This window comes from Agathobacter ruminis, assembly GCF_002735305.1.
GTDB lineage: Bacteria > Bacillota > Clostridia > Lachnospirales > Lachnospiraceae > Roseburia > Roseburia ruminis.
This window is the reverse complement of sequence record NZ_PDYG01000064.1, coordinates 1-22,649: the sequence shown is the minus strand read 5'-3', so window position 1 is coordinate 22,649 and position 22,649 is coordinate 1. Positions and strand designations below refer to the sequence as shown.

The 22,649-nt window shown below is 45.6% G+C and carries 17 protein-coding genes; 12 read left to right on the top strand and 5 right to left on the bottom strand.

Annotated elements, in window-relative coordinates; all coding sequences use genetic code 11:
• Positions 1 to 4: 4 nt before the first annotated feature.
• Genes CSX02_RS08415 through CSX02_RS08405 form a run of 3 tightly spaced genes read right to left on the bottom strand, consistent with a single transcriptional unit; the run spans position 5 to position 4,567 of the window.
• Positions 5 to 1,441, bottom strand: a complete 1,437-nt coding sequence (locus tag CSX02_RS08415; RefSeq protein WP_031544722.1) for a sensor histidine kinase — start codon at positions 1,439 to 1,441, stop codon at positions 5 to 7.
• Positions 1,442 to 1,457: 16 nt separating this feature from the next.
• A complete protein-coding gene (locus CSX02_RS08410) occupies positions 1,458 to 2,159 on the bottom strand; it encodes a response regulator transcription factor (protein ID WP_031544723.1) in 702 nt (233 codons plus the stop codon).
• Between the two features lie 26 nt (positions 2,160 to 2,185).
• A complete protein-coding gene (locus tag CSX02_RS08405; protein WP_099386337.1) occupies positions 2,186 to 4,567 on the bottom strand; it encodes an endonuclease MutS2 in 2,382 nt (793 codons plus the stop codon).
• Between the two features lie 104 nt (positions 4,568 to 4,671).
• On the opposite strand from CSX02_RS08405, the gene CSX02_RS08400 reads away from it, so the two are divergent.
• From CSX02_RS08400 to CSX02_RS08380, 5 genes are all read left to right on the top strand, one after another.
• Positions 4,672 to 5,925 (top strand): S1C family serine protease, encoded by a 1,254-nt coding sequence (locus tag CSX02_RS08400; RefSeq protein WP_189281450.1) that lies wholly within the window; start codon positions 4,672 to 4,674, stop codon positions 5,923 to 5,925.
• A gap of 2 nt (positions 5,926 to 5,927) precedes the next feature.
• A complete protein-coding gene (locus CSX02_RS08395) occupies positions 5,928 to 6,872 on the top strand; it encodes a 3'-5' exoribonuclease YhaM family protein (protein WP_031544728.1) in 945 nt (314 codons plus the stop codon).
• Positions 6,873 to 6,954: 82 nt separating this feature from the next.
• A complete protein-coding gene (gene rlmD / locus CSX02_RS08390) occupies positions 6,955 to 8,517 on the top strand; it encodes a 23S rRNA (uracil(1939)-C(5))-methyltransferase RlmD (RefSeq protein WP_099386362.1) in 1,563 nt (520 codons plus the stop codon).
• Between the two features lie 117 nt (positions 8,518 to 8,634).
• Positions 8,635 to 8,973: a SymE family type I addiction module toxin gene (locus CSX02_RS08385; RefSeq protein ID WP_099386335.1), complete on the top strand. Its 339-nt coding sequence runs from the start codon at positions 8,635 to 8,637 to the stop codon at positions 8,971 to 8,973.
• Positions 8,966 to 9,244, top strand: a complete 279-nt coding sequence (locus tag CSX02_RS08380; protein WP_099386334.1) for a hypothetical protein — start codon at positions 8,966 to 8,968, stop codon at positions 9,242 to 9,244. Before CSX02_RS08385 ends, CSX02_RS08380 begins: the two co-directional genes overlap by 8 nt.
• A gap of 84 nt (positions 9,245 to 9,328) precedes the next feature.
• On the opposite strand, the gene CSX02_RS08375 is transcribed toward CSX02_RS08380, so the two are convergent.
• Entirely contained in the window at positions 9,329 to 9,907 is a 579-nt protein-coding gene (locus tag CSX02_RS08375) for a hypothetical protein (protein ID WP_099386333.1), read from the bottom strand.
• Between the two features lie 420 nt (positions 9,908 to 10,327).
• Complete coding sequence (locus tag CSX02_RS08370; protein ID WP_099386332.1) at positions 10,328 to 12,208, bottom strand: ImmA/IrrE family metallo-endopeptidase; 1,881 nt, start codon at positions 12,206 to 12,208, stop codon at positions 10,328 to 10,330.
• Between the two features lie 230 nt (positions 12,209 to 12,438).
• Between CSX02_RS08370 and CSX02_RS08365 the strand changes: the two genes are divergently transcribed.
• From CSX02_RS08365 to tet(W), 7 genes are all read left to right on the top strand, one after another.
• Positions 12,439 to 12,675, top strand: a complete 237-nt coding sequence (locus tag CSX02_RS08365) for a helix-turn-helix domain-containing protein (RefSeq protein ID WP_099386331.1) — start codon at positions 12,439 to 12,441, stop codon at positions 12,673 to 12,675.
• Positions 12,653 to 13,792 carry a three-Cys-motif partner protein TcmP gene (gene tcmP / locus CSX02_RS08360; protein WP_099386330.1) on the top strand — a complete coding sequence of 380 codons (1,140 nt, stop codon included), beginning with the start codon at positions 12,653 to 12,655 and terminating at the stop codon, positions 13,790 to 13,792. The genes CSX02_RS08365 and tcmP overlap by 23 nt, the downstream gene beginning before the upstream one ends.
• A gap of 2 nt (positions 13,793 to 13,794) precedes the next feature.
• Entirely contained in the window at positions 13,795 to 14,571 is a 777-nt protein-coding gene (locus CSX02_RS08355) for a radical SAM protein (RefSeq protein ID WP_099386329.1), read from the top strand.
• Positions 14,572 to 14,658: 87 nt separating this feature from the next.
• Positions 14,659 to 16,743 (top strand): site-specific DNA-methyltransferase, encoded by a 2,085-nt coding sequence (locus CSX02_RS08350; protein WP_099386328.1) that lies wholly within the window; start codon positions 14,659 to 14,661, stop codon positions 16,741 to 16,743.
• A gap of 3 nt (positions 16,744 to 16,746) precedes the next feature.
• Positions 16,747 to 19,650 (top strand): DEAD/DEAH box helicase, encoded by a 2,904-nt coding sequence (locus CSX02_RS08345; protein WP_099386327.1) that lies wholly within the window; start codon positions 16,747 to 16,749, stop codon positions 19,648 to 19,650.
• A 24-nt stretch (positions 19,651 to 19,674) separates the two neighbouring features.
• Complete coding sequence (locus tag CSX02_RS08340) at positions 19,675 to 20,046, top strand: hypothetical protein (RefSeq protein WP_099386326.1); 372 nt, start codon at positions 19,675 to 19,677, stop codon at positions 20,044 to 20,046.
• A 549-nt stretch (positions 20,047 to 20,595) separates the two neighbouring features.
• Complete coding sequence (gene tet(W), locus CSX02_RS08330) at positions 20,596 to 22,515, top strand: tetracycline resistance ribosomal protection protein Tet(W) (RefSeq protein ID WP_002586627.1); 1,920 nt, start codon at positions 20,596 to 20,598, stop codon at positions 22,513 to 22,515.
• Positions 22,516 to 22,649 lie beyond the last annotated feature (134 nt).

Genomic DNA, 22,649 nt, shown 5'->3' with positions numbered 1-22,649 from the left:
ACCATCAAAGGCTGCGCTGTGCAATATCCAGTGTGAAAATAAATTCTGTGCCGACCCCTTCGGTGCTGATGACGTCGATGTTTTGTTTGTGGACGGCGAGAATCTCCTTTACGATGGAGAGTCCGAGTCCGACACCGCGCTTGTCGCGTCCGCGGGATGCATCTGTTTTGTAAAAGCGCTCCCAAATCTTTTTGAGGGAGTCGGTCGGAATTCCGATTCCGTGATCCTTGACGGAAACGAAGAGCTTGTCTTTTTTGACGCTGGTCTCGATTTTGATGGCGGAATCGTTGTGCGAGAATTTGATGGCATTGTCGACCAGGTTGTAGAGTACCTGCTGGATTTTGGACATATCAGCAACGACAAACATTTCCGTGCCGGTGAGCACCAGATCAAATGTGATATGACGCTTGAAGCAGATGCCTTCAAAGGTCATGAGGACATTTTTGATCATCCGGTTGATGTCGAACTCCGCAATGTCGAGGGATCGCTCATGTTTGCCGAATCGGTTCAGTTCCAGCAGACTCTGCGTCAGCTTGTTGAGCCGGTCTGTTTCGGTGAGAATGATATTCAGATAGCGATCCTGCATTTCCGGAGGAATGGTTCCGTCAAGCATGGCTTCGCAGTAGCCCTTGATGGAAGTGAGCGGCGAGCGGAAGTCATGAGAGACATTGGAAATGAATTTGCGCTGTTCCTCCTCCTGGGAACGCAATTCCTCAGCCATATAATTTAATGTGTGGGCGAGAATACCCATCTCGTCGTGCGATTTGACATCAATTTTGTTTGAAAAATCACCCTGGGCAAATTCGTCGGCGGCAAGTGTGATTTTGCGCAGCGGACGGTAGACCAGAAATGTGAAGAAAATCAAAATGATAAACGAAGCCGCAATGACCAGAAGCATGGACAGAAAAACGGCGCCCATGTAGGTATTTGCGGATAAAGCGACGGAGTTGGCATCACGCATGATGATGACATAACCCATCAACTGATAGTTTGTGGTAACGGTTGCATATACGATCAGCTGATCCTTGTCCTGCAGATCGTAGAAGCGGCCAATGCGAAAAAGACGATTGCCAAAATCGGTGATATTAAAGCCGTCCAAATGCTCATATTCGCTGTCGAGCGCCTTCTCAAGACACTTGCGATCCGCGGAATTGAGGATGATATCCCCGTTCGGTTTGATCAAAAGAATCTGGGAATCATTGTATTTGGCGAGTGTTTCCATCTCGTTTTGGATGTATTCCGCGTATTCCATTTTGGGTTTAAAAACCTGGCGTGCATAATTTTCGGCAATCTGATTGGCCTCACGATAGAGCGCCATCGCTTCGGCTTTTTGCTCATTCTTGGTGATTTGAAACTGGGTAAAGAAACCGACAATGACAAATGCGATGAGTGCAAAAATCAGATAACTGCCGAGCAACTTTAGGTAGAGTGTCTTTTTCATGGCAAATTCCTATGGTCTATTTGGTTTCAAATTTGTATCCGATGCCCCAGACGGTCGCAATTTCCCAGGCGTCATGGCTGTTCAGCTTTTCGCGCAGGCGTTTGACATGGACATCGACGGTACGGGTGTCTCCGGCATAATCATATCCCCAGATATTGTTCAGCAACTGTTCGCGGGTAAATACCTGGTTTGGTGAGGATGCGAGGAAATATAACAGTTCCATCTCCTTTGGCGGCATCTCAAGATTGCGCCCGCGGAAGAGAACCGTATAGTTGGTCAGATTGATTGACAGGTCTGCGAATTCCACCAGTCGTACATCAGTGGTAACGGCAGGTTCGGCTTTTGGCGCCTGATAGCGGCGAAGAACCGCTTTGACACGGGCAACCATTTCCTTTGAGTCAAACGGCTTCATAATATAATCGTCAGCCCCGAGTTCGAGTCCGAGCACTTTGTCAAAGACTTCACCTTTGGCGGAGAGCATGATAATCGGAACATTGGATTTGCTGCGAATCTCGCGGCAAACCTGATAGCCGTCGATGCCAGGAAGCATCAGGTCCAGAAGAATCAGATTCGGATGGTAGTTGTCAAATGCTTTTAGGGCTTCTTCGCCGTCGTTGACGATTTGTGTATCATAGCATTCTTTGGTCAGGTACAGAGAGATTAATTCCGCGATGTTATTATCATCGTCCACAATCAGTATTTTTTGTTTTGCGACCATGATGGTCCTCCTTTTCATACAAACTGTTATTCAAAATGTGCGATGGTGACTCCCGCATCGCCTTCTCCGAATTCTCCGAGGTTGAAGCTCTTGACATATTTGAGCTTCTTTAAGTGGCCGTGTACGGCATTGCGCAATGCGCCGGTTCCTTTTCCGTGAACAATACGTACGCTTGGCAGATGCGCAATGTAGGCATCGTCCAGATATTTGTCGAGATGTGCAATCGCCTCGTCGACCGTCATTCCAATCAGATTGATTTCTGTAGAAACATAGGCCGATTTGGTGGCTTTAATTTTGCTTCCACCACCGCCGTATTTCTTTTTGAGCGGTGCAGCAGTATCCTCATTGACCAGTTCGATGTCATTGATATTGACAAGGGACCGGAGAATACCCATCTGCACATACAGATCGCCCTTGGCATTCGGCAGAGAATGCACCGTGCCTTTGATATTCATCGAGAGCACTTTGACACTGTCACCGATACGCAGATTCTTCGGCGCTTTTTTGCCGGATTTGGCAGGTTTGGCTTTCAAAGCGAGCCGCTTTTCTTTTTCGGACATTTTGTCGCGAATTGCGGAACGTTCTTTTTCCATTTCACTGATCGGTGCGATAGCCTGTCCGTATTTGTTCATATTGCGGATGGTTTTGTCTGCCACATCCTTTGCTTCTTTGAGGATGCGATAAGCCTCTTCATTTGCATCACGCAGAATCTTTTCACGGCGCTCCTCAAGATTGTCGCGCTTGGCTTCTGTCTGTTTCTTGAGATCTTCAATCTGCGCTTTGTAGCGACTGATTTCTTCACGCTCACGTTCGATGGTCACGCGGCTGGTCTCAAGGTCGGTCAGCAAATCTTCGAATGCGACATCGCTGTCACTGAGACGCTGTCTGGCATCGTCAATCAGATCGTCAGGCAGTCCGAGTTTGAGGGAAATTGCAAATGCGTTACTCTTACCCGGGATGCCGACCAGCAGGCGATAGGTCGGGCTTAATGTTTCGACATTGAATTCACAGCAGGCATTCTCGACGCCGTCTGTGGTTAAGGCATAGACCTTTAATTCACTGTAATGTGTGGTTGCCATCACAACAGAACCGAACTGATGCAGGCGGTGCAGGATGGAAATCGCAAGTGCGGCACCTTCTGTCGGATCTGTTCCGGCACACAATTCGTCAAAGAGAACGAGACTGCGGTCGTCGGCTTTCTGCAGGATTCGGACAATATTCGTCATATGAGAAGAGAAGGTACTGAGCGATTGCTCAATGCTTTGCTCATCACCGATATCGGCAAAGACCTCCTCAAAAATGGACAGCTCCGAACGATCTGCTGCCGGAATCAAAAGTCCGGACTGGCCCATCAGGGTAAGCAGACCGACTGTCTTTAAGGAGACGGTTTTGCCACCGGTATTTGGACCGGTGACAATCAGCTGTTTGTAACTGTCGCCGAGTGTGACATCAATCGGGACCACTTTTTTTGCATCCAAAAGGGGATGGCGTCCCTGACGGATATGGATATATCCACGCTCATTGAAGGTCGGAGCCATGCCGGAATAGGTCTTGGCAAATCCGGCCTTGGCAAATATAAAATCAAGCTCTGCCAGCAATTCGTAATCGGCTGCAAGCACTTCGGCATATTCAAATACTTTTTGCGAAAGTGTCTGCAGAATGACTTCGATTTCGGCTTTTTCTTTTAAAAACAATTCACGCAATTCATTGTTGAGATTGACCACGGCCATCGGCTCGATAAAGAGTGTGGAACCGCTGGAAGACTGGTCATGAACCATGCCGGGAACCTGCGATTTGGAGTCTGCCTTGACCGGTAGACAATAGCGTCCGTCGCGCATGGTCACAACGGCATCCTGCAGTGCAAGACGCGTGGATGAATTGTTCATCAGCTTGGTCAGTTGGGCATGGATTCTGTCATTCATGCCACCGATGGATTTACGGATTTTGTGCAGGGTCGGACTGGCATCGTCCGCAATTTCATCCTCTCCGAGAATACAGCGCTTTAATTCTTCCTTTAACGGAGTCAGCGGTTCAAGCTGAGAGAATAATGAGGTCAGGCTGTCCTGCTGTTCTTCTTCTCGTTCGGTGCGGTTGTAAGCTTTTGCGCGGCCTGCCACCTCAAGCAGGGAGATGATTTGCAAAAATTCACTCGTGTTGAGCGATGCCCCGATTTCGAGTCGTTTCAGAGATGCCTTGATATTGTGAACTCCCGAAAAGCTGATATTGGATTTGCGATACAGGCGGCTGAGTGCGTCATCTGTCAGCTGAATCAGATTCCCGATGACGGCACGATCGGTCTGCGGCTGCAAATGAAGACAGCGCTTTTTGGCCTCCTCGCAGGATGCATATTCGGAGAGTGTCCGTATAATTTTGTCGTATTCCAATGTGTGTAAAACTTTCTCATTCATGGCTACTATTATACTCGATAAAGGTATGATAAAAAAGGGGAAAGTTATTGCATCACATGCATTTTCTGCTTATAATAAAAAAGGTGTTTTTAGAGAGGTACCGAATGGACGAAAACAAAAACGAATTTGTCCGTGAGACAATTAAGGACAAGCCGATTAACCGGAAAAAAATATATCGGAAATTTCTTGTTGCCGCAGGATCTGCAATTTGTTTTGCGGTTATTTTTTGTGCAATAACGGCGCTGCTTTTGCCGCACCTGTTGAAGAGACGCGGTCTGATGCTTGCAGAGGCGGACACACAGACGGCAACTGAGACGCAGCCGCAGCCGACCCAGACACAGGTTCAGGAGACACAGACACAAAAGCCGGATCCGGTTGTCGTGGATCCGACATTATCCCTGGAGGATTATCAAAAGCTTCAGACACAGTTATACAAAATCGGACAGACTGCAAACAAGTCCATTGTCGTAATTACCAGTGTGACCAATGACACGGACTGGTTTAATGATTCCTATGAATCGGAAGGAGAAGGAAGTGGTGTGATCATCTCCGAAAATTCCAAGGTGTTTTATATCCTGACGGAACAGAAACTGATTCATGGCAGTGACGGTGTGCGTGTAACATTTATTGATAATACGACGGTAGATGCACAGGTGATTGGCGCCGACAAGAATATCGGACTGGCTGTGATTGCAGTAAAAAAGGATGATATGCAGGATACGACACTCGGTCGTGTGGCAATTGCACAGACCGGTTCTGCCGCTTCCGTGACACCGGGTACGATTGTCATTGCGCTTGGCAGCCCGCTCGGCAGTTCCTTTTCCGTATTGACGGGAACCGTGACTGCGACAAATCTGGAAGCTTCTATCGTGGATCACAATTTTAAGGTATTCAGTACCGATATTGTTTCTAATTCATCCGGAAGCGGTATTCTGATCAATACTGACGGAGAAATGATCGGTGTGGTCATGCAGGGCATCAGCGATGAGGGAAATACCATCACTGCGGTAACTATGACCAATCTTGAAACCATGATTGATTTGCTGACCGGCGGCAAGACCATTCCTTCTCTTGGATTGTCTGTCTCAACGGTTACAAGCAAAATCGCAAATGAATACAATCTTCCGACCGGTGTCTATATCAAGAGTGTACAGATGGAATCACTCGGTGCCAAAGCAGGTTTGCAGGTGGGAGATATCATTACCCAAATGAACGGGGAAGAGATTACCACAGCAGATCAATACGGCGAGGTATTGCTCGCCATCGAACAGGGTTCTACCCTGAACATGGTGGTACAGCGTAAGGGCGCTGACGGCTATGCCGATATCACCTACAAAATAACGATTGGAGAAAAATAAAAATGAAATATATCAACACTTTTCGCGAGGGCGAACGCATTGCAGATGTCTATCTTGTAAAGAGCAAAAAGCGTGCCGAGACAAAAGCGGGGAAACCATATGACAATGTAGTCCTTCAGGATAAGACTGGAACCATTGAAGCAAAAATCTGGGATGTGGGATCAGCCGGAATAGAAGAATTTGATGCATTGGATTATGTCTATGTCGGTGGAGATGTCAGCATCTTTATGGAAAAACCGCAATTGACCATTCGCCGTGCGAAAGTATGCCAGCCGGGAGAATACGACCCGACTGACTATTTGCCGGTATCGGAGCACGACATCGAGCAGATGTACACAGAATTGCTTGGATTCGTTGATTCGGTTCATGATATCCATTATCATGCGGTACTGGAAGGGTTCTTTAAGAATCCGGAAATCAAAAAAGCATTTTGTTTCCATTCGGCAGCGAAGTCTGTGCATCACGGATTCGTCGGCGGACTGTTGGAGCATTCACTTTCTGTGACACGCAATTGTGATTTTTTTGCAAAGAATTATCCGATTTTGAATCGTGATCTTCTGGTGACCGCTGCGATGCTTCATGATATCGGAAAAATCAAAGAGCTTTCCAAATTCCCGGAAAATGATTATACAGATGCGGGACAATTGCTCGGCCATATTGTCATCGGCGCTGAGTGGGTCGGAGAAGTGATTCGAACCATCGCTGATTTCCCGGTCAGCAAGGCAAATCAGTTAAAGCACTGCATTCTTGCACACCATGGAGAAATGGAATTCGGTTCACCGAAGAAACCGGCTCTGGTAGAGGCTCTTGCCTTAAGCTTTGCCGATAACGTGGATGCAAAAATGGAAACATGGAAAGAAACAATGTCAACTGTGGCGGAAAATGATTACGGATGGCAGGGATTCAACCGATTCCTGGATACCAATATTCGCCGCACAGAGTCATAACTGTCAATCAAAAAGAGTCGCTTGCGGCTCTTTTTTCGATAGATGAGAGATGAATGAAACGATTCGAATGAAGGATGTTCGTATGAAGAAAAATGATTTTTTTGAACTGGAAATAACAGATATTGGAGCAGACGGTGAGGGCATCGGCCATTACGATGGAATGACTTTTTTTGTAAAAGATGCCGTGATCGGTGACCGGATTCGGGCGCGTGCATTGAAACTCAAGAAAAATTACGGGTATGCGCGCGTGGAAGAAATTCTTGTGCCATCACCTGACCGTGTGACTCCACAGTGTCCGATTCACAGACAGTGCGGTGGATGCCAGATTCAGGCGCTTTCCTACGAAAAACAATTGGAATATAAGAACCGCAAGGTGCTCAATCATCTGGTGCGCATCGGAGGATTCGACGAGGCTTTGATCCGGTCGCTGATGCTTCCGATTGTAGGAATGAAGGATTCGTTCCGGTATCGCAACAAGGCTCAGTTCCCGGTTGGATATGGTCGTGACGGAGAAATTGCAACCGGTTTTTATGCTGCACGTTCACATGCAATTATCCCGGTAGAGGACTGTCTGCTTGGAGTGAAGGACAATGAAGAAATCCTTTTTCGCATCAGAAACTGGATGAGAATGTGCAAAATCGAACCGTATGATGAGACAACGGGTCAAGGAATTGTCCGTCATATCCTGCTGCGCTATGGATTTACCACAAAAGAAATCATGGTTTGTCTGGTGATTAATGCGGGCAAACTGCCATATCAGGATGAGCTGATTGAAGTGCTCTCCGATATCACAGGTATGACTTCGATTTCATTTAATATCAACAGAGATAATACCAACAGGATTCTCGGCGATACCACCATCTGTATCTGGGGACAACCGTATATCACCGACTATATCCATTTAAAACAGATTCCAACCGACGAGCAGTATGCCGGACAGACCTTCTACTGTGAGGATTATCAGGATGCCGACAATGCAATTGCCTATCGGATCTCACCGCAGTCGTTCTATCAGGTGAACCCTGTTCAAACAGAGAAATTGTACAGTACGGCACTTGCATTTGCAGAACTGACCGGTCAGGAAAGTGTCTGGGATTTGTACTGCGGAATCGGTACGATTTCCCTGTTTTTGTCGCAAAAAGCCAAACTGGTTTACGGTGTCGAAATCGTACCGCAGGCCATTGAAGATGCAAAAATGAATGCGCATATCAACGGCATCACAAATACACAGTTTTTTGTCGGAAAAGCAGAGGAAGTCCTTCCGGATTTTTATGCTGCAAAGGGAAAAGGCAAAGCCGGAAAAGATTCTGAAATGCTTCGCCCGGATGTTATCGTGGTCGATCCGCCTCGCAAGGGCTGCGACGAGAAATGTCTTCAGACCATGGTGGCGATGGCACCGCCCCGCATTGTGTATGTCAGCTGTGATTCAGCTACGCTTGCACGCGATTTGAAATATCTGTGTGCAAACGGATATGAATTAAAAAAAGTGCAGGCATTTGATCAATTCGCACATACCGGGCATGTGGAGACTGTGTGCCTCTTGAGCAACACCCAAAGACCTAAGAAAGAATCCTATATTACGCTTGATGTGGAGATGGAAGACTACTACCGCATCAAGAATGAAGGGAAGAATTCTACCACCTAAAGTTCAGCCTCACAATCGAATAGGAATTTGAATAGATAAGCTGCAGATGCGGAAGTGATCCGAAATCTGCAGCTTGTTTTGTTTCAAGCCAAACGATTGAAAAAGGAGGACAAACACATGGCAAAGAAGAACGAACGGGAACTGAAGGTTTGCGCAATGAGCGGATACAACTACAAATCCGTTCCGTCGATCCGGTTGATGGGACAGTGGCTGGAGACTGCCGGTTTCCATATCGGAGATCCGGTATTGGTCAAGTGCGAGAATGGTAAGCTCATCATCAGCCTGGACACTGCAAGAGCGGAGCTGATGGAAGCTGAGAAAGTGTTTATGGAGAAAGAAACCAGAAGGCTGCATGAACGTTTTCTGAAGGAAAAGAAAAAGCTCCACGCACAGTTTGTGGCAGAGCAGCAGGCAGAATATGCTAAGGATCAGGAGAGGGGGAAGGCCTATGTTTGATGCGAATGAACTATCCGTTCTGGATCCGAAGTATTTCTCCATCATCTTTACAGATGCTTTTGATGTGACGATTATGAGCCGGAATACAGGGCACTTCTGGTTTATTCATAATCCGGAGTATCCGACACCGGGGACATGTATCATTTTCCATAAGCATAAGGCATCACATCCATATCACCAGCACGGTCGTGCGAATAGTTTGAAGCAGGCTATCCGGAGCATACAGAGTCACGATAGATGGCAGATGCAGGGTAGACCGTCTAAGAAATAAAATCGAATACAAAGGCACACAGCAAAGCAGCGGTACCGGAGATAGTTCCAGTATCGCTGCTTCTTTCATCTGTGCCGGTCTGTGTTAGTCGGCGTAGTAGAGATCCTTCGCAAGCTTCTGAGCTGCTTTGATCTCAGAATATCCCTGCGTCTTTTTGATACCATATTCCTTAAGAATGACATCAAGGATTTCGCCTTTGGTGTATTCCTGCTTCAGAAGATCGAGGATACGACCATAGCGCGGATTCATCTCTCTGACCTGACGGATCAGATCGTCAATGATAAGGCCGAGCAGAGTCGTGTTCTCCAAAGATTCTGTCTGGGCGGGATCATAGCCGTTACCGTCTTCCGACATCATATCTTCCAGCATCTTGTCATAGGAGAGGATGTTCGGGTCCTTCTTCAGGTCTGCAATGTAAGTGCGAACATCGCTCCAGAAGAGCTTCATGGTGCCGGGAAACTGTTCAGCAGTGACCGGTGTGAAGGCGACTAAAACGGCGATGCCGCTGAAGTGCCAGGTTTCAAGGTTCTCACGATGATAGTTCATCGCTTTTACTTCGCCCCAGTTGTGAACTAGGAACGGAGCGAGGTAGAATCCTTCCGGTACGGGAAGGTTGTTGTACGAGCGCTTATCGCTGTACTTGGTGATTTCGTTATCAACCATAACGCTTTTCCTCCGTAGATTTGCGCGGAGGAATCCGCATTATGGCGATATGAAATTGTCCCTATCAGGTGGCCAGTCATTTCGGATTCCTCCTAGTTTGCTTGGCCAGCCTGTTCTACATGGGCTGACGTGATTTACATGGCGGCTTCGGTGAGACGGTAGAACCATCTTCAGCGCTAAAGAAGCAATCTCACTGAAGCTAAGCCCATCATAATCGCTTTCTTTTTATTTGGAAAAACTCACCGAGTCGGATTAAACCCAACAAAAAAGCCCGCATTTCTGCGGGTTTCAACCAGTTCACATATTCATTTATGATAGTATGACAGGGATTTATGATGATATTCCCGACTCATCGAGTCGGAAAAATTTTCAGAAATAAAAAAAGCCGTGCTTCCGAAGGGGAAACACGGCAAATTGAAGTTAATATCGCTCTTTTGTACCCAGGGTCTCATATCCATAAGACTGTAAGAAATCGTTTCGATCTTCCAGCATGTCGCCAGGGTAATTGTTGATACAGAACTTTAAGGCTCTATGTTCGTTGCTTTCCTTGAAGGCGTGACCGGCAAGGTGAAGCATTTTTTCAGTGGTTTCTATATCAAGGCTGAGACCACATGCTATAGCGACAATTGTTCTCAGGGAAGGGTCGGTTCCTAAGTTCTTTTCAGCCTTGCGATATACTTCTTCACCAAGACCTGTAAGGTTACAGAAGTGGGGCTTACTTATGCCTTTAAGCTGGATGATTTCGTAAATATACTGCCAGCATGTTTTACCAATAGTTGATATTTGATGGATCTGTTCGCCTTGTTCAAAGCTCTTCCTCTTTTTTCTTAAATCCTCAGAGAGTGCGACAACAGAAGCACTCTGATCATCATCGTAATGAGAAATCTCTTGTTCGTCGTTGTCACGGTGGAAGATGATCTGCGGCAGTATTTCTTTGGCTTTGGAGCGGCGTATGCGCTGCCAACTGAAAGACAGGGTGCATTCATCAAGATGATCCCAGGCATATTCGGAAAGTGTTGCTTTTCCATCATCGTTTGTGGAGATATATTTGTCATCGTTGATGACCACATATCCTTCAACGTATCTGAACTTACCGGTGTCAATGAGTTTGCGGAAGTCTTCATTGGTGCTGTACTCATAGAAGACATCTTCGCGGCTGACATAGGAGTGCCAGTCTTTCTCATTGATAGCTTGCAGAACCGATTTTGCTTCCGGGTACCCGGTCTCTGTCATACGTATTAAGGCAGACTGCCTTGATACGCCGTAGAATGAAGCAAGATCATCGGCAATGCAGGTAAGCACGGCGAGCTTCAACGGAGTATTCTCATAATCATATTGCTTATAGAGTTCATCTACTTTGATCTTAAAGGTCTGTATCGGCATCAGGATCCTTGGGGCCAGATTATTTGCCTGCCACTCCATGCGCTGCTCATCAGTCCATTCTTCTTTTTCATCCGGATAACTCATCTCAGCCGGACAACGGCAAGCGATGAACTTCTCATCACGCAGGATATGTTTGATGGCAGCATAGAGACGGTGCCGGTGCCAGTGATAAACCTCATGAGCGATAGTGTTGTTCACACAGCCGCTGTTCCGCTGCCAGTAGGTATAAGCATCAATCAGAATAGTTCCTCTGGGAACTTCCTGTTCTTTCTCAGAGGTCTTGAAAAGATCGTAGATCTTGACTGTTCCGGGAGAGAAGCAGATCTGACCGAAGATGGTGAAGTCATCAGTGATGCGATATCCCTGGATGACTTTGAGACCGAGTTTCTCTTTGGCGATATCTTCAATCGGGACGCGGAGCGGTTCTTCAAGTGCTTCTGGATAATACTTCTCCAGAAAGGCTGTGGCTTCTCTGTCGAGATCCTTACGGTAGATGATAGGTACAATACTCTTTGATGCTGCAACACCGGCAGAAGACGGCTTTGTGTCTTTGCTCCAAGGCTTTACAGACGAAACTGTTAAGGATTCAAGTTTATCGGTGATAACGGCTTCGCATGACGCAATCAGCCATTGTGATGTTTCTCCAGACATGTCACCACGGTATTCATCAAATTGCTGTAATTCGATAGTACAGCTAAGAATCGCATCGAAGAAGAGAGAGTCTTCATCAATACGGATATGTGTGGCATATTCGAGCAGCATGTCCAAAAGCATGGCGGTATCAGGATACTTAATGCGGGACATGCTGAGGTTCAGCGTAGTCGGGTGTGCTGCAATATAATTATTCACTGATTCCCAGATAGGGCGGTAACAAATCTTGTATATAAATTCTTCAATCTCATTCTGAGCTTTGCTCATTCTAAGACACCTCTTTTCGTAGAAGTGCCCGCTGGTTGCGGGCGAAATGATACAGATAGAATTATAGCACTTATTTGGAGAATTTTCAATTAAAAGCGGTGTCAATTCGTGCGTATGTGGAGATTTTTGCTTGTAGATTTTCGAGACGAGTGGTATAATGGAGACTGTATTGGTATGCGTAGTTACCTGATGACATATATGTTTTGGGAATGAACCGAGAGGACTGCACTATGGAAGTTAGTTACAAGAAGCTTTGGAAGCTACTTATCGACAAAGATATGAAGAAGAAAGACCTTCAGGCAAAGGCCGGAATCAGCTGGACTTCTGTCACAAAACTGTCCAAGGGCGAAAATGTGAGTATGGAAGTTCTGATGAAAGTGTGTAAAGTGCTTGAATGCAATATCGGCGACATTATGGATCTGATTCCGGAAGAAGGTGATACGAATGGCGAGCTCAAAGAAGAATGATGTTATTAGCGTTGCTCCGCCGCACAGTATCAAGAAGTTTGAGTTGATTTCAGAGTATGTAAAGGCCTGGATCAACATTCTTATGCTGAACAAAAAGTGCAGGGGCATTGTCTACATAGATTGCATGTCAAATAGTGGCGTGTACTATGATGATCAAGGTAATGAAATAAAGGGGACGCCGCTTCTTGTTTCTGAGATCATTGCTGAAGCTATGACCAGATATACAGACAAGCAGGCATATGTATATTTCAATGACCTTGATTCCAGAAAAATAGACCTGCTTAAGACAAGAATTCCAAGGCAGACAAGCAATTTTACAATTTATACGGAGTCTATGGATGCAAATGTGCTGCTAAGAAAAATAGGTAGCCAATTCTCATCCATGTTCAGTGACATGCATTTTTTGCTTGTTTACGATCCGTATGATGCTCATATCGAATGGGATGCCATGATGCCGTTCCTGAAAAACTGGGGCGAGATCATCATCAACCACATGGTGTCCGATACAATCAGGGCAGCTAAGATGGCAAAGAAGCCGGAAGTTATCGAGAAGTATGAGGAAACCTATCAGACTACGATCGATGAACTGATTTCATTCGGCAGCGATAGAAATGCTTTCGAGAAAAAGATTGAGCAGATTATTCTTGATTTTAGCGGAAGAAAAGAAGGCCGCTATTATGTTGCTGCCTTCCCGTTCTTCAACAGTAATAACTCCGTGGTTTATAACCTGATTCACTGTACCGGTCATCCAACAGGATTTGATCTTTTCAAGTCTACGGCATGGAAGACCTTTGATGATCAGTCATCCGGAAAGAAAACCAATGATGGAAATGATGATGGTTATGAACAACTGGTTATGAACTTTGAGACCGGCGAAGTCGGATACGAGCATAAAGAAGATGATGCTCATTATACACTTCGAGATATTGCAGCTTATTTGCAACAGCATTTTCGAGGTAGGCAGGATGTACCGAAGGATGAGATATCGGATTACTTGTTTGAGCATCCGGTGTTCCCAGTCAGAGACTACAGCAGAAAAACTTATAACGCATTAAAGAAATATTATGGTGCTGTAGTTCACAGAAATACCGTAACATTTTCAGATAGGAGTTGCTAAAGATGCCGAAAGTGGAAGGCTACATAAAAAGAAAATCCATGCTGTACAAGACAGGCGTAGAGTATGGAGATTATACATTGAATTTTGTGCAGGGATGTGCGCATGGATGCCGGTATCCTTGCTATGCCTTCCTGTTAAAGAAACGATTTGGGCAGATTAAAAAGTATGAGGATTGGCTGAAGCCTTATCTGGTGTCAAATACGCTGGAAATCCTGGATAAAGAGATTCCAAGACTCAAAGACAAGATCAAATCTGTACAACTCTGTTTTACGACGGATCCCTTCATGGTGGGATATCCTGAGATTGAGACAATGAGTCTTGATGTCATAAAGAAACTCAATGACGCGGGGATAAAGTGTACGGTGCTTACCAAGGGAATCCTGCCGATCAGTCTGGAAAAGTGTTCCAAGGATAATGAGTACGGCATCACACTAATCTCTCTGGATGAGGAATACAGAGAGAGGATGGAGCCTGGATCGGCACCATATGCCGACAGACTGAAAGCATTAAAGAAATTGCATGAGAAGGGCTGTAAGACGTGGGTGAGCATTGAACCATATCCTACGCCGAATCTGATAGAGCAGGATCTAAAGAAGATTCTGAAAGCAGTCAGCTTCGTGGATAAGATTATCTTTGGAAGAACCAATTACTGCAAGGATGTCACGTCTGGATATCCTGAACATAAGAAGTTCTACAATGAAAGGGCAAGGGAAGTGATTGACTTCTGTACCAAGAAGGGAATTGCTTACCACATAAAAGATAAGACGATTACAGAATAGAGACCGTTTTATGGGACAGGTAAAGAGATAGAATTAAGATGCCGGAGTATATAATGCCGGTAAATATGGATAAACAGGAGGAAAGACATGGCTGCGATTCATGATTTGCTTGCTCAGGTTCAGGATGAGGCGTTGAGAGCCAGATTGGAGCAAGAGATAAACAGACTGTCAAAGACAAAGAAATTCGGGCTGGTGTTTGAAGAGCACCTTCCGGAGTGTACGCCGCTTTATGATATTCCGATTAAGCGTGGCTCAACCGTTGCAAAAAAGACTGGTGCCGTCAGTGATATGTATGAAGTAAGCGCCATCAAAGATGGTGTTGCTACGTGCTATCACAAGGTTACGGAAGAAAAAGAAGAGATTCCGGTGCAAGAACTTGTGTCGGTGGCTCAGTTTGGAGAGCCTATATATCCTTATCTGAAACCGATAGACAGCATATGCAATGCTCCTGATAGTGATCTGTGGCATACGTTGATTGAAGCCGATAATTATCATGCTCTGCAATTGTTGGAATACCTCTATGCTGGAAAGGTGGACTGCATTTATATAGATCCACCATATAATACAGGGGCTAAAGATTGGAAATACAATAATGATTATGTGGATAGTGTGGATGCATATAGACACAGCAAATGGCTTTCCTTTATTAAACGAAGGCTATTGCTAGCTAAAAAATTGCTTAATCCAACAGATTCTGTCTTGATTATTACAATTGATGAAAAAGAATACCTGCATCTGGGGTGCTTGTTAGAGGAATTATTCCCGGAAGCAAGAATTCAGATGATTAGCACAGTAATAAATCCAACAGGAACAAAAAGGGCTGATGAGTTTTCTCGTACAAATGAATTTATTTTCTTTGTAAGAATTGGACAGTGTACCATTGAACAGGTTGCTGAAGTGAAAACGGTTGCTTCAAAATCTGAAGTTCACTGGGAACCGTTACGTAGACATACAGCTTCCAATATTCGTGATGTACAGCACCCTAACCAGTTTTTTCCGTTATTTATCGATGTCAATACTAATGATATTGTTGAGATTGGTGAAAATCTTCCATTTGGAACGGATATATCAACAGTTGAACCTCGTGAGAATTGTGAAACAGTTTGGCCAATACGAGATAACGGCGTTGAAATGATGTGGGGGTTAAAGCGAGAAACTTTCATTAAAAGACTAGAAAGTGGATATGTGAAAATTGGTAGACATACACCTAATAAGCCACAAAAGTACTCTATATCATACCTTGCGTCGGGAACAATAGAAGATATTGAGGCTGGAAAAGCGACAATTAAAGGTTACGATGAGCACGGTGCGGTTAAAGCATATTACGAAGAAGGCAAAAAAGCTATTCCTACAACACAATGGGCAAATTCATCCCATGATGCCAAAGTGTTCGGCACCCTGTTATTGCAGCAGATACTTCTTGATAGGAAATTTCCGTTTCCAAAGTCTTTGTATGCAGTAAAGGATTGTATAAATTTGTTTGTTGCAAATAAAAAGAACGCATTAATTGTGGATTTTTTTGCGGGTTCAGGAACCACGATGCACGCCGTCAATCTACTTAATAAAGAAGATGGAGGACATCGTCGATGCATTATGGTGACAAATAACGAGATGAACGGAGATGAAGAAAGCGAATTAATAAAAAGAGGGTATAAACCTGGTGATGCTGAGTGGGAGAATCACGGCATAGCACGATATATTACATGGCCGAGAACAACTTGTGTCATTAAGGGTGAAGATGTGAAAGGAAAAAGAATAGAGGGTTCATATGATGGATCTGACATTCCAATTGCAGAAGGATTTAAATCAAATGTGGCATTTTTAAAGCTTGGCTTTTTAGATAAGACTTCTGTAGCATTAGGTCGTCAGCTGGCCGAATTATATCCTGTTCTATGGTTAAAAGCAGGAGCTCATGGACCGTGTCCTGCTTTGGAAAATGATAAAGCTTATATGCAGATTTTTCCGGAAAATGAATTTGCTATTCTTATCGATGAAAAGCATTTTCAGGAGTTCAACGAAGAGGTAAGTAAGCATCCAGAGATTCAGACTATTTATGTTGTTACGGATTCCGAAGCCGGATATCGCGAGATGATTGCTGGATATGGCGATAAAGATACATACCAGCTTTATAGAGATTATCTGGATAACTTCCGGATTAGTATAGGGAGGTAAGCCATGAAAGCAGAATTATTTCCATTTCAGAAGCGAGCATTAAGCGAACTTAGGATGAAATCGACGGAAGCCGTATACCGCTATGAGCGTACTCATTCAAAACAGGTAGTATCTTTTACAGCACCGACCGGAGCAGGTAAGACAATTATCATGGCTGCTTTGATAGAGAGTATTTTCTTTGGTGATGAAGCATATCCGGAGCAGCCGGAAGCAATCGTGGTGTGGCTATCGGATTCTCCACAGCTGAATGAACAATCTAAAGATAAGATTGATCTGAAGGCAGATAAGATCCGTTTGGGGCAGTGTGTGACAGTTCAGGACGATTCCTTTGATCAGGAAATGTTCAATGACGGCCATATCTATTTCCTGAACACGCAGAAGCTTGGCAAGAGCTCCAATCTTACGAAGCATACAGATAATCGTCAGTATACGATCTGGGAGACTTTGGCAAATACAGCCCGTGAAAAGAGCGACCGTCTGTACTTCATCATTGACGAAGCGCACCGTGGAATGCAGGGACGTGAAGCCGGACGTGCCACAACGATCATGCAGAAGTTCCTTAAGGGAAGTCCAGAAGATGGTATCGAGGCTATGCCGGTAGTTATCGGAATGTCTGCTACATCTGCGAGATTCAATGCATTGGTACAGGGTATCGCATCTGATACGCAGTATGTGGTTGTTACAACTGATGAAGTCAGAGCTTCCGGTCTGCTGAAGGATCGTATTGTTATTTCTTATCCGGAAGATAACACTGGTAATAAGGATATGGCTGTCCTTCAGGCAGCCGCTGATGAATGGAAAGATAAATGGGATCACTGGTATCAGTATTGTTATGAACAGCACTATGCATATGTGAATCCGGTACTTGTTATCCAGGTACAGAATGCTACGGCATCTTCAATTTCTGCTACGGATCTCGATGATTGCGTTCAGAAGATCGAAGAAAGAACAGGCATCCGATTTCAGGAAGGGGAAGTGGTTCATACCTTTGGAGATGCCAATAATGTGATCAGGATCAATGGGCTGAATGTGCCATATGTCGCTCCATCGGCCATCGCAGAGGATAAGCGCATCCGAGTTGTATTCTTTAAGGAAAGCTTATCAACCGGATGGGATTGTCCAAGAGCAGAGACGATGATGTCCTTCCGTCATGCGACGGACGCAACCTATATCGCACAGCTTCTTGGAAGAATGATCCGTACACCGATGCAGATGCATATTCAGGTTGATGAGACTTTGAATGATGTACATCTGTATCTGCCTTACTTCAATTCCGATACGGTAAAGGAAGTTGTAGAAGAACTGCAGAATGCAGAGGGCGGCGATATTCCTGCTGATATCTATGGCGAATCTCTTGATACAAGAGTTATGGATACATTGTCTGTCAGACCGAGAAATACTTCTGGCGGCGGAATACGTCATACACCGACATATCCGGGACAGATATCATTATTTGATCAACCGGGTGGAACCCAGTCTTCCGAGGTACATGATGGCGCAGGTCAGTATGGTAGTAGTGGGCAGACTGGAAGTACTTCCGGCGTTCACGAAATACCTTCTGGAATTAATGCTGGCACAAACAATGCGGCTGGCGGCACAACGCATCAAGCAGCCTCTCAGCAGCCGGAAGAGACACAGAATACACAAGCAGCCGGAGCTGCTCCGGCTGCAGGCGTTACACAGACCAGACCTGCCGGAAACGCAACACAGACAGAACCGGAACACGTTCAGGAAACATTTATAGATCCTTTAGACAGAGAGGGTGTGGTAAAAGCTATCAATGATTCCGGACTTCTGTCCTACGATGTAAGAAATGTTAGAATCAGCAACTATCTAAATTCCTTGTACAGCCTGGCAAGACTGCTCAGACAGTCTGGAAAATATCAGGATGCTACAGATGACGTGCTGGAAGAGATCGTAAAGATGATCCGTGAATATGTAGGCGATCTGAAACGTAACGGTAAATATGACGATATGGCAAAGAGAATCATGGAGTTTCAGATGAAATCTCAGGTTTTCGATGCTTTTGGTGAAACTGTAGATGACAACATCGTGCATATGTTCATGTCCTCCACAGATATTGATATCGACCGGCAGTTCCGCAGGGCTGAGACAAAGCTTGGAAATGAGGGCGTTGGAAACAAATATGGTCATTACTATTACGATGAGGATGATCCGAACGCCTATAAGATCGATGTCATCCTGTATGCGTCGAATGACGATTGCTATGCACGACTTCTGGCTTATGCAGAGAAGATGTTCCATAAGATGAATGATGATTATCGTCGGAAGATCGTGGGATTGGGAGACCGTTTCATCAAACAGTATGATGCCATTGTCTCTAACGGAGATGTTGTCAGTAAGCATAACTTCCGCCTCCCGGAGACCATCAGTTTGCCTCATGAAGTAAACGGAAAGGATTATGATGATCATCTTTTTGTAGACGATCATGGAAAGGCTCGTATCAATCTGAATAACTGGGAAGAAGGTGTACTGGTAGAGGAACAAGGTCAGGCAGATTATGTATGCTGGCTCAGGAATCCTCCGAGAAAGCCTTGGTCTCTCTGCATTCCTTATGAAATGGGAGGAGAGCAGAAACCTGCATACCCGGATTTTGTGATCATACGTAAGGACAGCGATGACGAATATGTTGTTGATATTTTGGAGCCGCATGATCCTACCAGAATAGATAACCTTGGTAAGGCAAGAGGCTTTGCTGAATATGCAAGACAGAATCCGGGTGTAGGACGTATACAGCTGATCCGAATGGCCAAGGATGCAGTCGGACATAACAGATTCAAGAGGCTGGATATGGCTATGAGTGCCGTGCGTGACAAAGTTGCACGAGCCATGACAAACGACGAATTGGATCACATCTTTGATACAGATGGATTCTTCATGGAGTAAAGAGTATAGATTGGAGGCTTCAATATGGACAACGACCAGATTGTAAGCAGGATGAATTCATATTTGCATACTTCCGCTAATGTGTTAGCTGACTGGCTTGGGAGTCTTCTTCCGAGAGCATCAGACGATTGGTGGGAAGAGTGTGTTCTGGATAAGTTGAGCTATAACCAGCGTGAGATGGCGATAGAAAGAGGCTTTACGGAGCTTGGCCAGTTTGATCTGGCTGCATTGCTCCGTATTGCCGATAAATCGTGGTATGCAATGCGTAACGTGGCATTCCTTCCGACAATGCTCATGTACGGTAAGGAAGCAAGCAACCGAAAACAAGAGATAGACCGCCAGCACTACACTATTCCGAACCAAAGACCAAAAGATAAGCATTGTGGGAAAATCTAAACTTTTGGATTTTCCTACAATGCCAACTACGGCGGAATCCCTCCCACTCCTTATATCTTTCTGTATACATTGAATTTGTATTTAGTAAAATGCAGACAACACCACGGATCGGCTTTTGGTTGGACAATTCCAACCAAACACCACAGCAGACAGCAGAAAACATTCTGAACGCTAGGAAGCCGGTATGATTGTTACATATAAGGGGAAGAAAAATTTCTTTTAGGTACTTGCTTTCCTAAAACTGATGTGATACAATGATTTAATCCAGAAAAGGAGTAAAAAATATGCGGCAAGGTATTCTTAAATAAAACTATAATCAAATAGTGGGAACAAAGGATTATGATAGCTCCTTTTGTAGGGGCTTAGTTTTTTGTACCCAATTTAAGAATACTTTTGCCTTATCAATTTTGACATATCCCCAAAAACAGCAATCACAAACAGGTGTATGCTGTATATGTGTATGTCCGCAACTTATAATCCCCAGTGGTAAAAGTATTTTACTGCTGGGGATTTTTATGCCCTTTGGGGCTGTAAAGGGAGGACAATCACATGAAAATAATCAATATTGGAATTCTTGCCCATGTAGACGCTGGAAAGACGACCTTGACGGAGAGCCTGCTATATGCCAGCGGAGCCATTTCAGAACCGGGGAGCGTCGAAAAAGGGACAACGAGGACGGACACCATGTTTTTGGAGCGGCAGCGTGGGATTACCATTCAAGCGGCAGTCACTTCCTTCCAGTGGCACAGATGTAAAGTTAACATTGTGGATACGCCCGGCCACATGGATTTTTTGGCGGAGGTGTACCGCTCTTTGGCTGTTTTAGATGGGGCCATCTTGGTGATCTCCGCTAAAGATGGCGTGCAGGCCCAGACCCGTATTCTGTTCCATGCCCTGCGGAAAATGAACATTCCCACCGTTATCTTTATCAACAAGATCGACCAGGCTGGCGTTGATTTGCAGAGCGTGGTTCAGTCTGTTCGGGATAAGCTCTCCGCCGATATTATCATCAAGCAGACGGTGTCGCTGTCCCCGGAAATAGTCCTGGAGGAAAATACCGACATAGAAGCATGGGATGCGGTCATCGAAAATAACGATGAATTATTGGAAAAGTATATCGCAGGAGAACCAATCAGCCGGGAAAAACTTGCGCGGGAGGAACAGCAGCGGGTTCAAGACGCCTCCCTGTTCCCAGTCTATCATGGCAGCGCCAAAAATGGCCTTGGCATTCAACCGTTGATGGATGCGGTGACAGGGCTGTTCCAACCGATTGGGGAACAGGGGGGCGCCGCCCTATGCGGCAGCGTTTTCAAGGTTGAGTACACCGATTGCGGCCAGCGGCGTGTCTATCTACGGTTATACAGCGGAACGCTGCGCCTGCGGGATACGGTGGCCCTGGCCGGGAGAGAAAAGCTGAAAATCACAGAGATGCGTATTCCATCCAAAGGGGAAATTGTTCGGACAGACACCGCTTATCAGGGTGAAATTGTTATCCTTCCCAGCGACAGCGTGAGGTTAAACGATGTATTAGGGGACCAAACCCGGCTCCCTCGTAAAAGGTGGCGCGAGGACCCCCTCCCCATGCTGCGGACGACGATTGCGCCGAAAACGGCAGCGCAAAGAGAACGGCTGCTGGACGCTCTTACGCAACTTGCGGATACTGACCCGCTTTTGCGTTGCGAAGTGGATTCCATCACCCATGAGATCATTCTTTCTTTTTTGGGCCGGGTGCAGTTGGAGGTTGTTTCCGCTTTGCTGTCGGAAAAATACAAGCTTGAAACAGTGGTAAAGGAACCCTCCGTCATTTATATGGAGCGGCCGCTCAAAGCAGCCAGCCACACCATCCATATCGAGGTGCCGCCCAACCCGTTTTGGGCATCCATAGGACTGTCTGTTACACCACTCTCGCTTGGCTCCGGTGTACAATACGAGAGCCGGGTTTCGCTGGGATACTTGAACCAGAGTTTTCAAAACGCTGTCAGGGATGGTATCCGTTACGGGCTGGAGCAGGGCTTGTTCGGCTGGAACGTAACGGACTGTAAGATTTGCTTTGAATACGGGCTTTATTACAGTCCGGTCAGCACGCCGGCGGACTTCCGCTCATTGGCCCCGATTGTATTGGAACAGGCATTGAAGGAATCGGGGACGCAGCTGCTGGAACCTTATCTCTCCTTCATCCTCTATGCGCCCCAGGAATACCTTTCCAGGGCTTATCATGATGCACCGAAATACTGTGCCACCATCGAAACGGCCCAGGTAAAAAAGGATGAAGTTGTCTTTACTGGCGAGATTCCCGCCCGCTGTATACAGGCATACCGTACTGATCTGGCCTTTTACACCAACGGGCGGAGCGTATGCCTTACAGAGCTGAAAGGATATCAGGCCGCTGTCGGTCAGCCGGTCATCCAGCCCCGCCGTCCAAACAGCCGCCTGGACAAGGTGCGCCATATGTTTCAGAAGGTAATGTAAAGATACATAATCGTCAAGACGGCAACAATCAGAAGTTATGGAGGGTAACAATGGAATATAGTAAGGAAGATTTAATCCTGAATTATTCACCGATATACGGTGAAGACGGCTAAAAGCCGCATGTTTACTGTGAA

What these genes read in the sequence shown, in the direction of transcription:
- CSX02_RS08365 (WP_099386331.1), top strand. Translation starts at nt 12,439, where the DNA reads ATGGAAGTTAGTTACAAGAAGCTTTGGAAGCTACTTATCGACAAAGAT.
- CSX02_RS08340 (WP_099386326.1), top strand. Translation starts at nt 19,675, where the DNA reads ATGGACAACGACCAGATTGTAAGCAGGATGAATTCATATTTGCATACT.
- CSX02_RS08380 (WP_099386334.1), top strand. Translation starts at nt 8,966, where the DNA reads ATGTTTGATGCGAATGAACTATCCGTTCTGGATCCGAAGTATTTCTCC.
- CSX02_RS08400 (WP_189281450.1), top strand. Translation starts at nt 4,672, where the DNA reads ATGGACGAAAACAAAAACGAATTTGTCCGTGAGACAATTAAGGACAAG.
- CSX02_RS08375 (WP_099386333.1), bottom strand. Translation starts at nt 9,907, where the DNA reads ATGGTTGATAACGAAATCACCAAGTACAGCGATAAGCGCTCGTACAAC.
- CSX02_RS08405 (WP_099386337.1), bottom strand. Translation starts at nt 4,567, where the DNA reads ATGAATGAGAAAGTTTTACACACATTGGAATACGACAAAATTATACGG.
- CSX02_RS08410 (WP_031544723.1), bottom strand. Translation starts at nt 2,159, where the DNA reads ATGGTCGCAAAACAAAAAATACTGATTGTGGACGATGATAATAACATC.
- CSX02_RS08350 (WP_099386328.1), top strand. Translation starts at nt 14,659, where the DNA reads ATGGCTGCGATTCATGATTTGCTTGCTCAGGTTCAGGATGAGGCGTTG.
- CSX02_RS08370 (WP_099386332.1), bottom strand. Translation starts at nt 12,208, where the DNA reads ATGAGCAAAGCTCAGAATGAGATTGAAGAATTTATATACAAGATTTGT.
- tcmP (WP_099386330.1), top strand. Translation starts at nt 12,653, where the DNA reads ATGGCGAGCTCAAAGAAGAATGATGTTATTAGCGTTGCTCCGCCGCAC.
- CSX02_RS08345 (WP_099386327.1), top strand. Translation starts at nt 16,747, where the DNA reads ATGAAAGCAGAATTATTTCCATTTCAGAAGCGAGCATTAAGCGAACTT.
- CSX02_RS08355 (WP_099386329.1), top strand. Translation starts at nt 13,795, where the DNA reads ATGCCGAAAGTGGAAGGCTACATAAAAAGAAAATCCATGCTGTACAAG.
- CSX02_RS08415 (WP_031544722.1), bottom strand. Translation starts at nt 1,441, where the DNA reads ATGAAAAAGACACTCTACCTAAAGTTGCTCGGCAGTTATCTGATTTTT.
- CSX02_RS08395 (WP_031544728.1), top strand. Translation starts at nt 5,928, where the DNA reads ATGAAATATATCAACACTTTTCGCGAGGGCGAACGCATTGCAGATGTC.
- CSX02_RS08385 (WP_099386335.1), top strand. Translation starts at nt 8,635, where the DNA reads ATGGCAAAGAAGAACGAACGGGAACTGAAGGTTTGCGCAATGAGCGGA.
- rlmD (WP_099386362.1), top strand. Translation starts at nt 6,955, where the DNA reads ATGAAGAAAAATGATTTTTTTGAACTGGAAATAACAGATATTGGAGCA.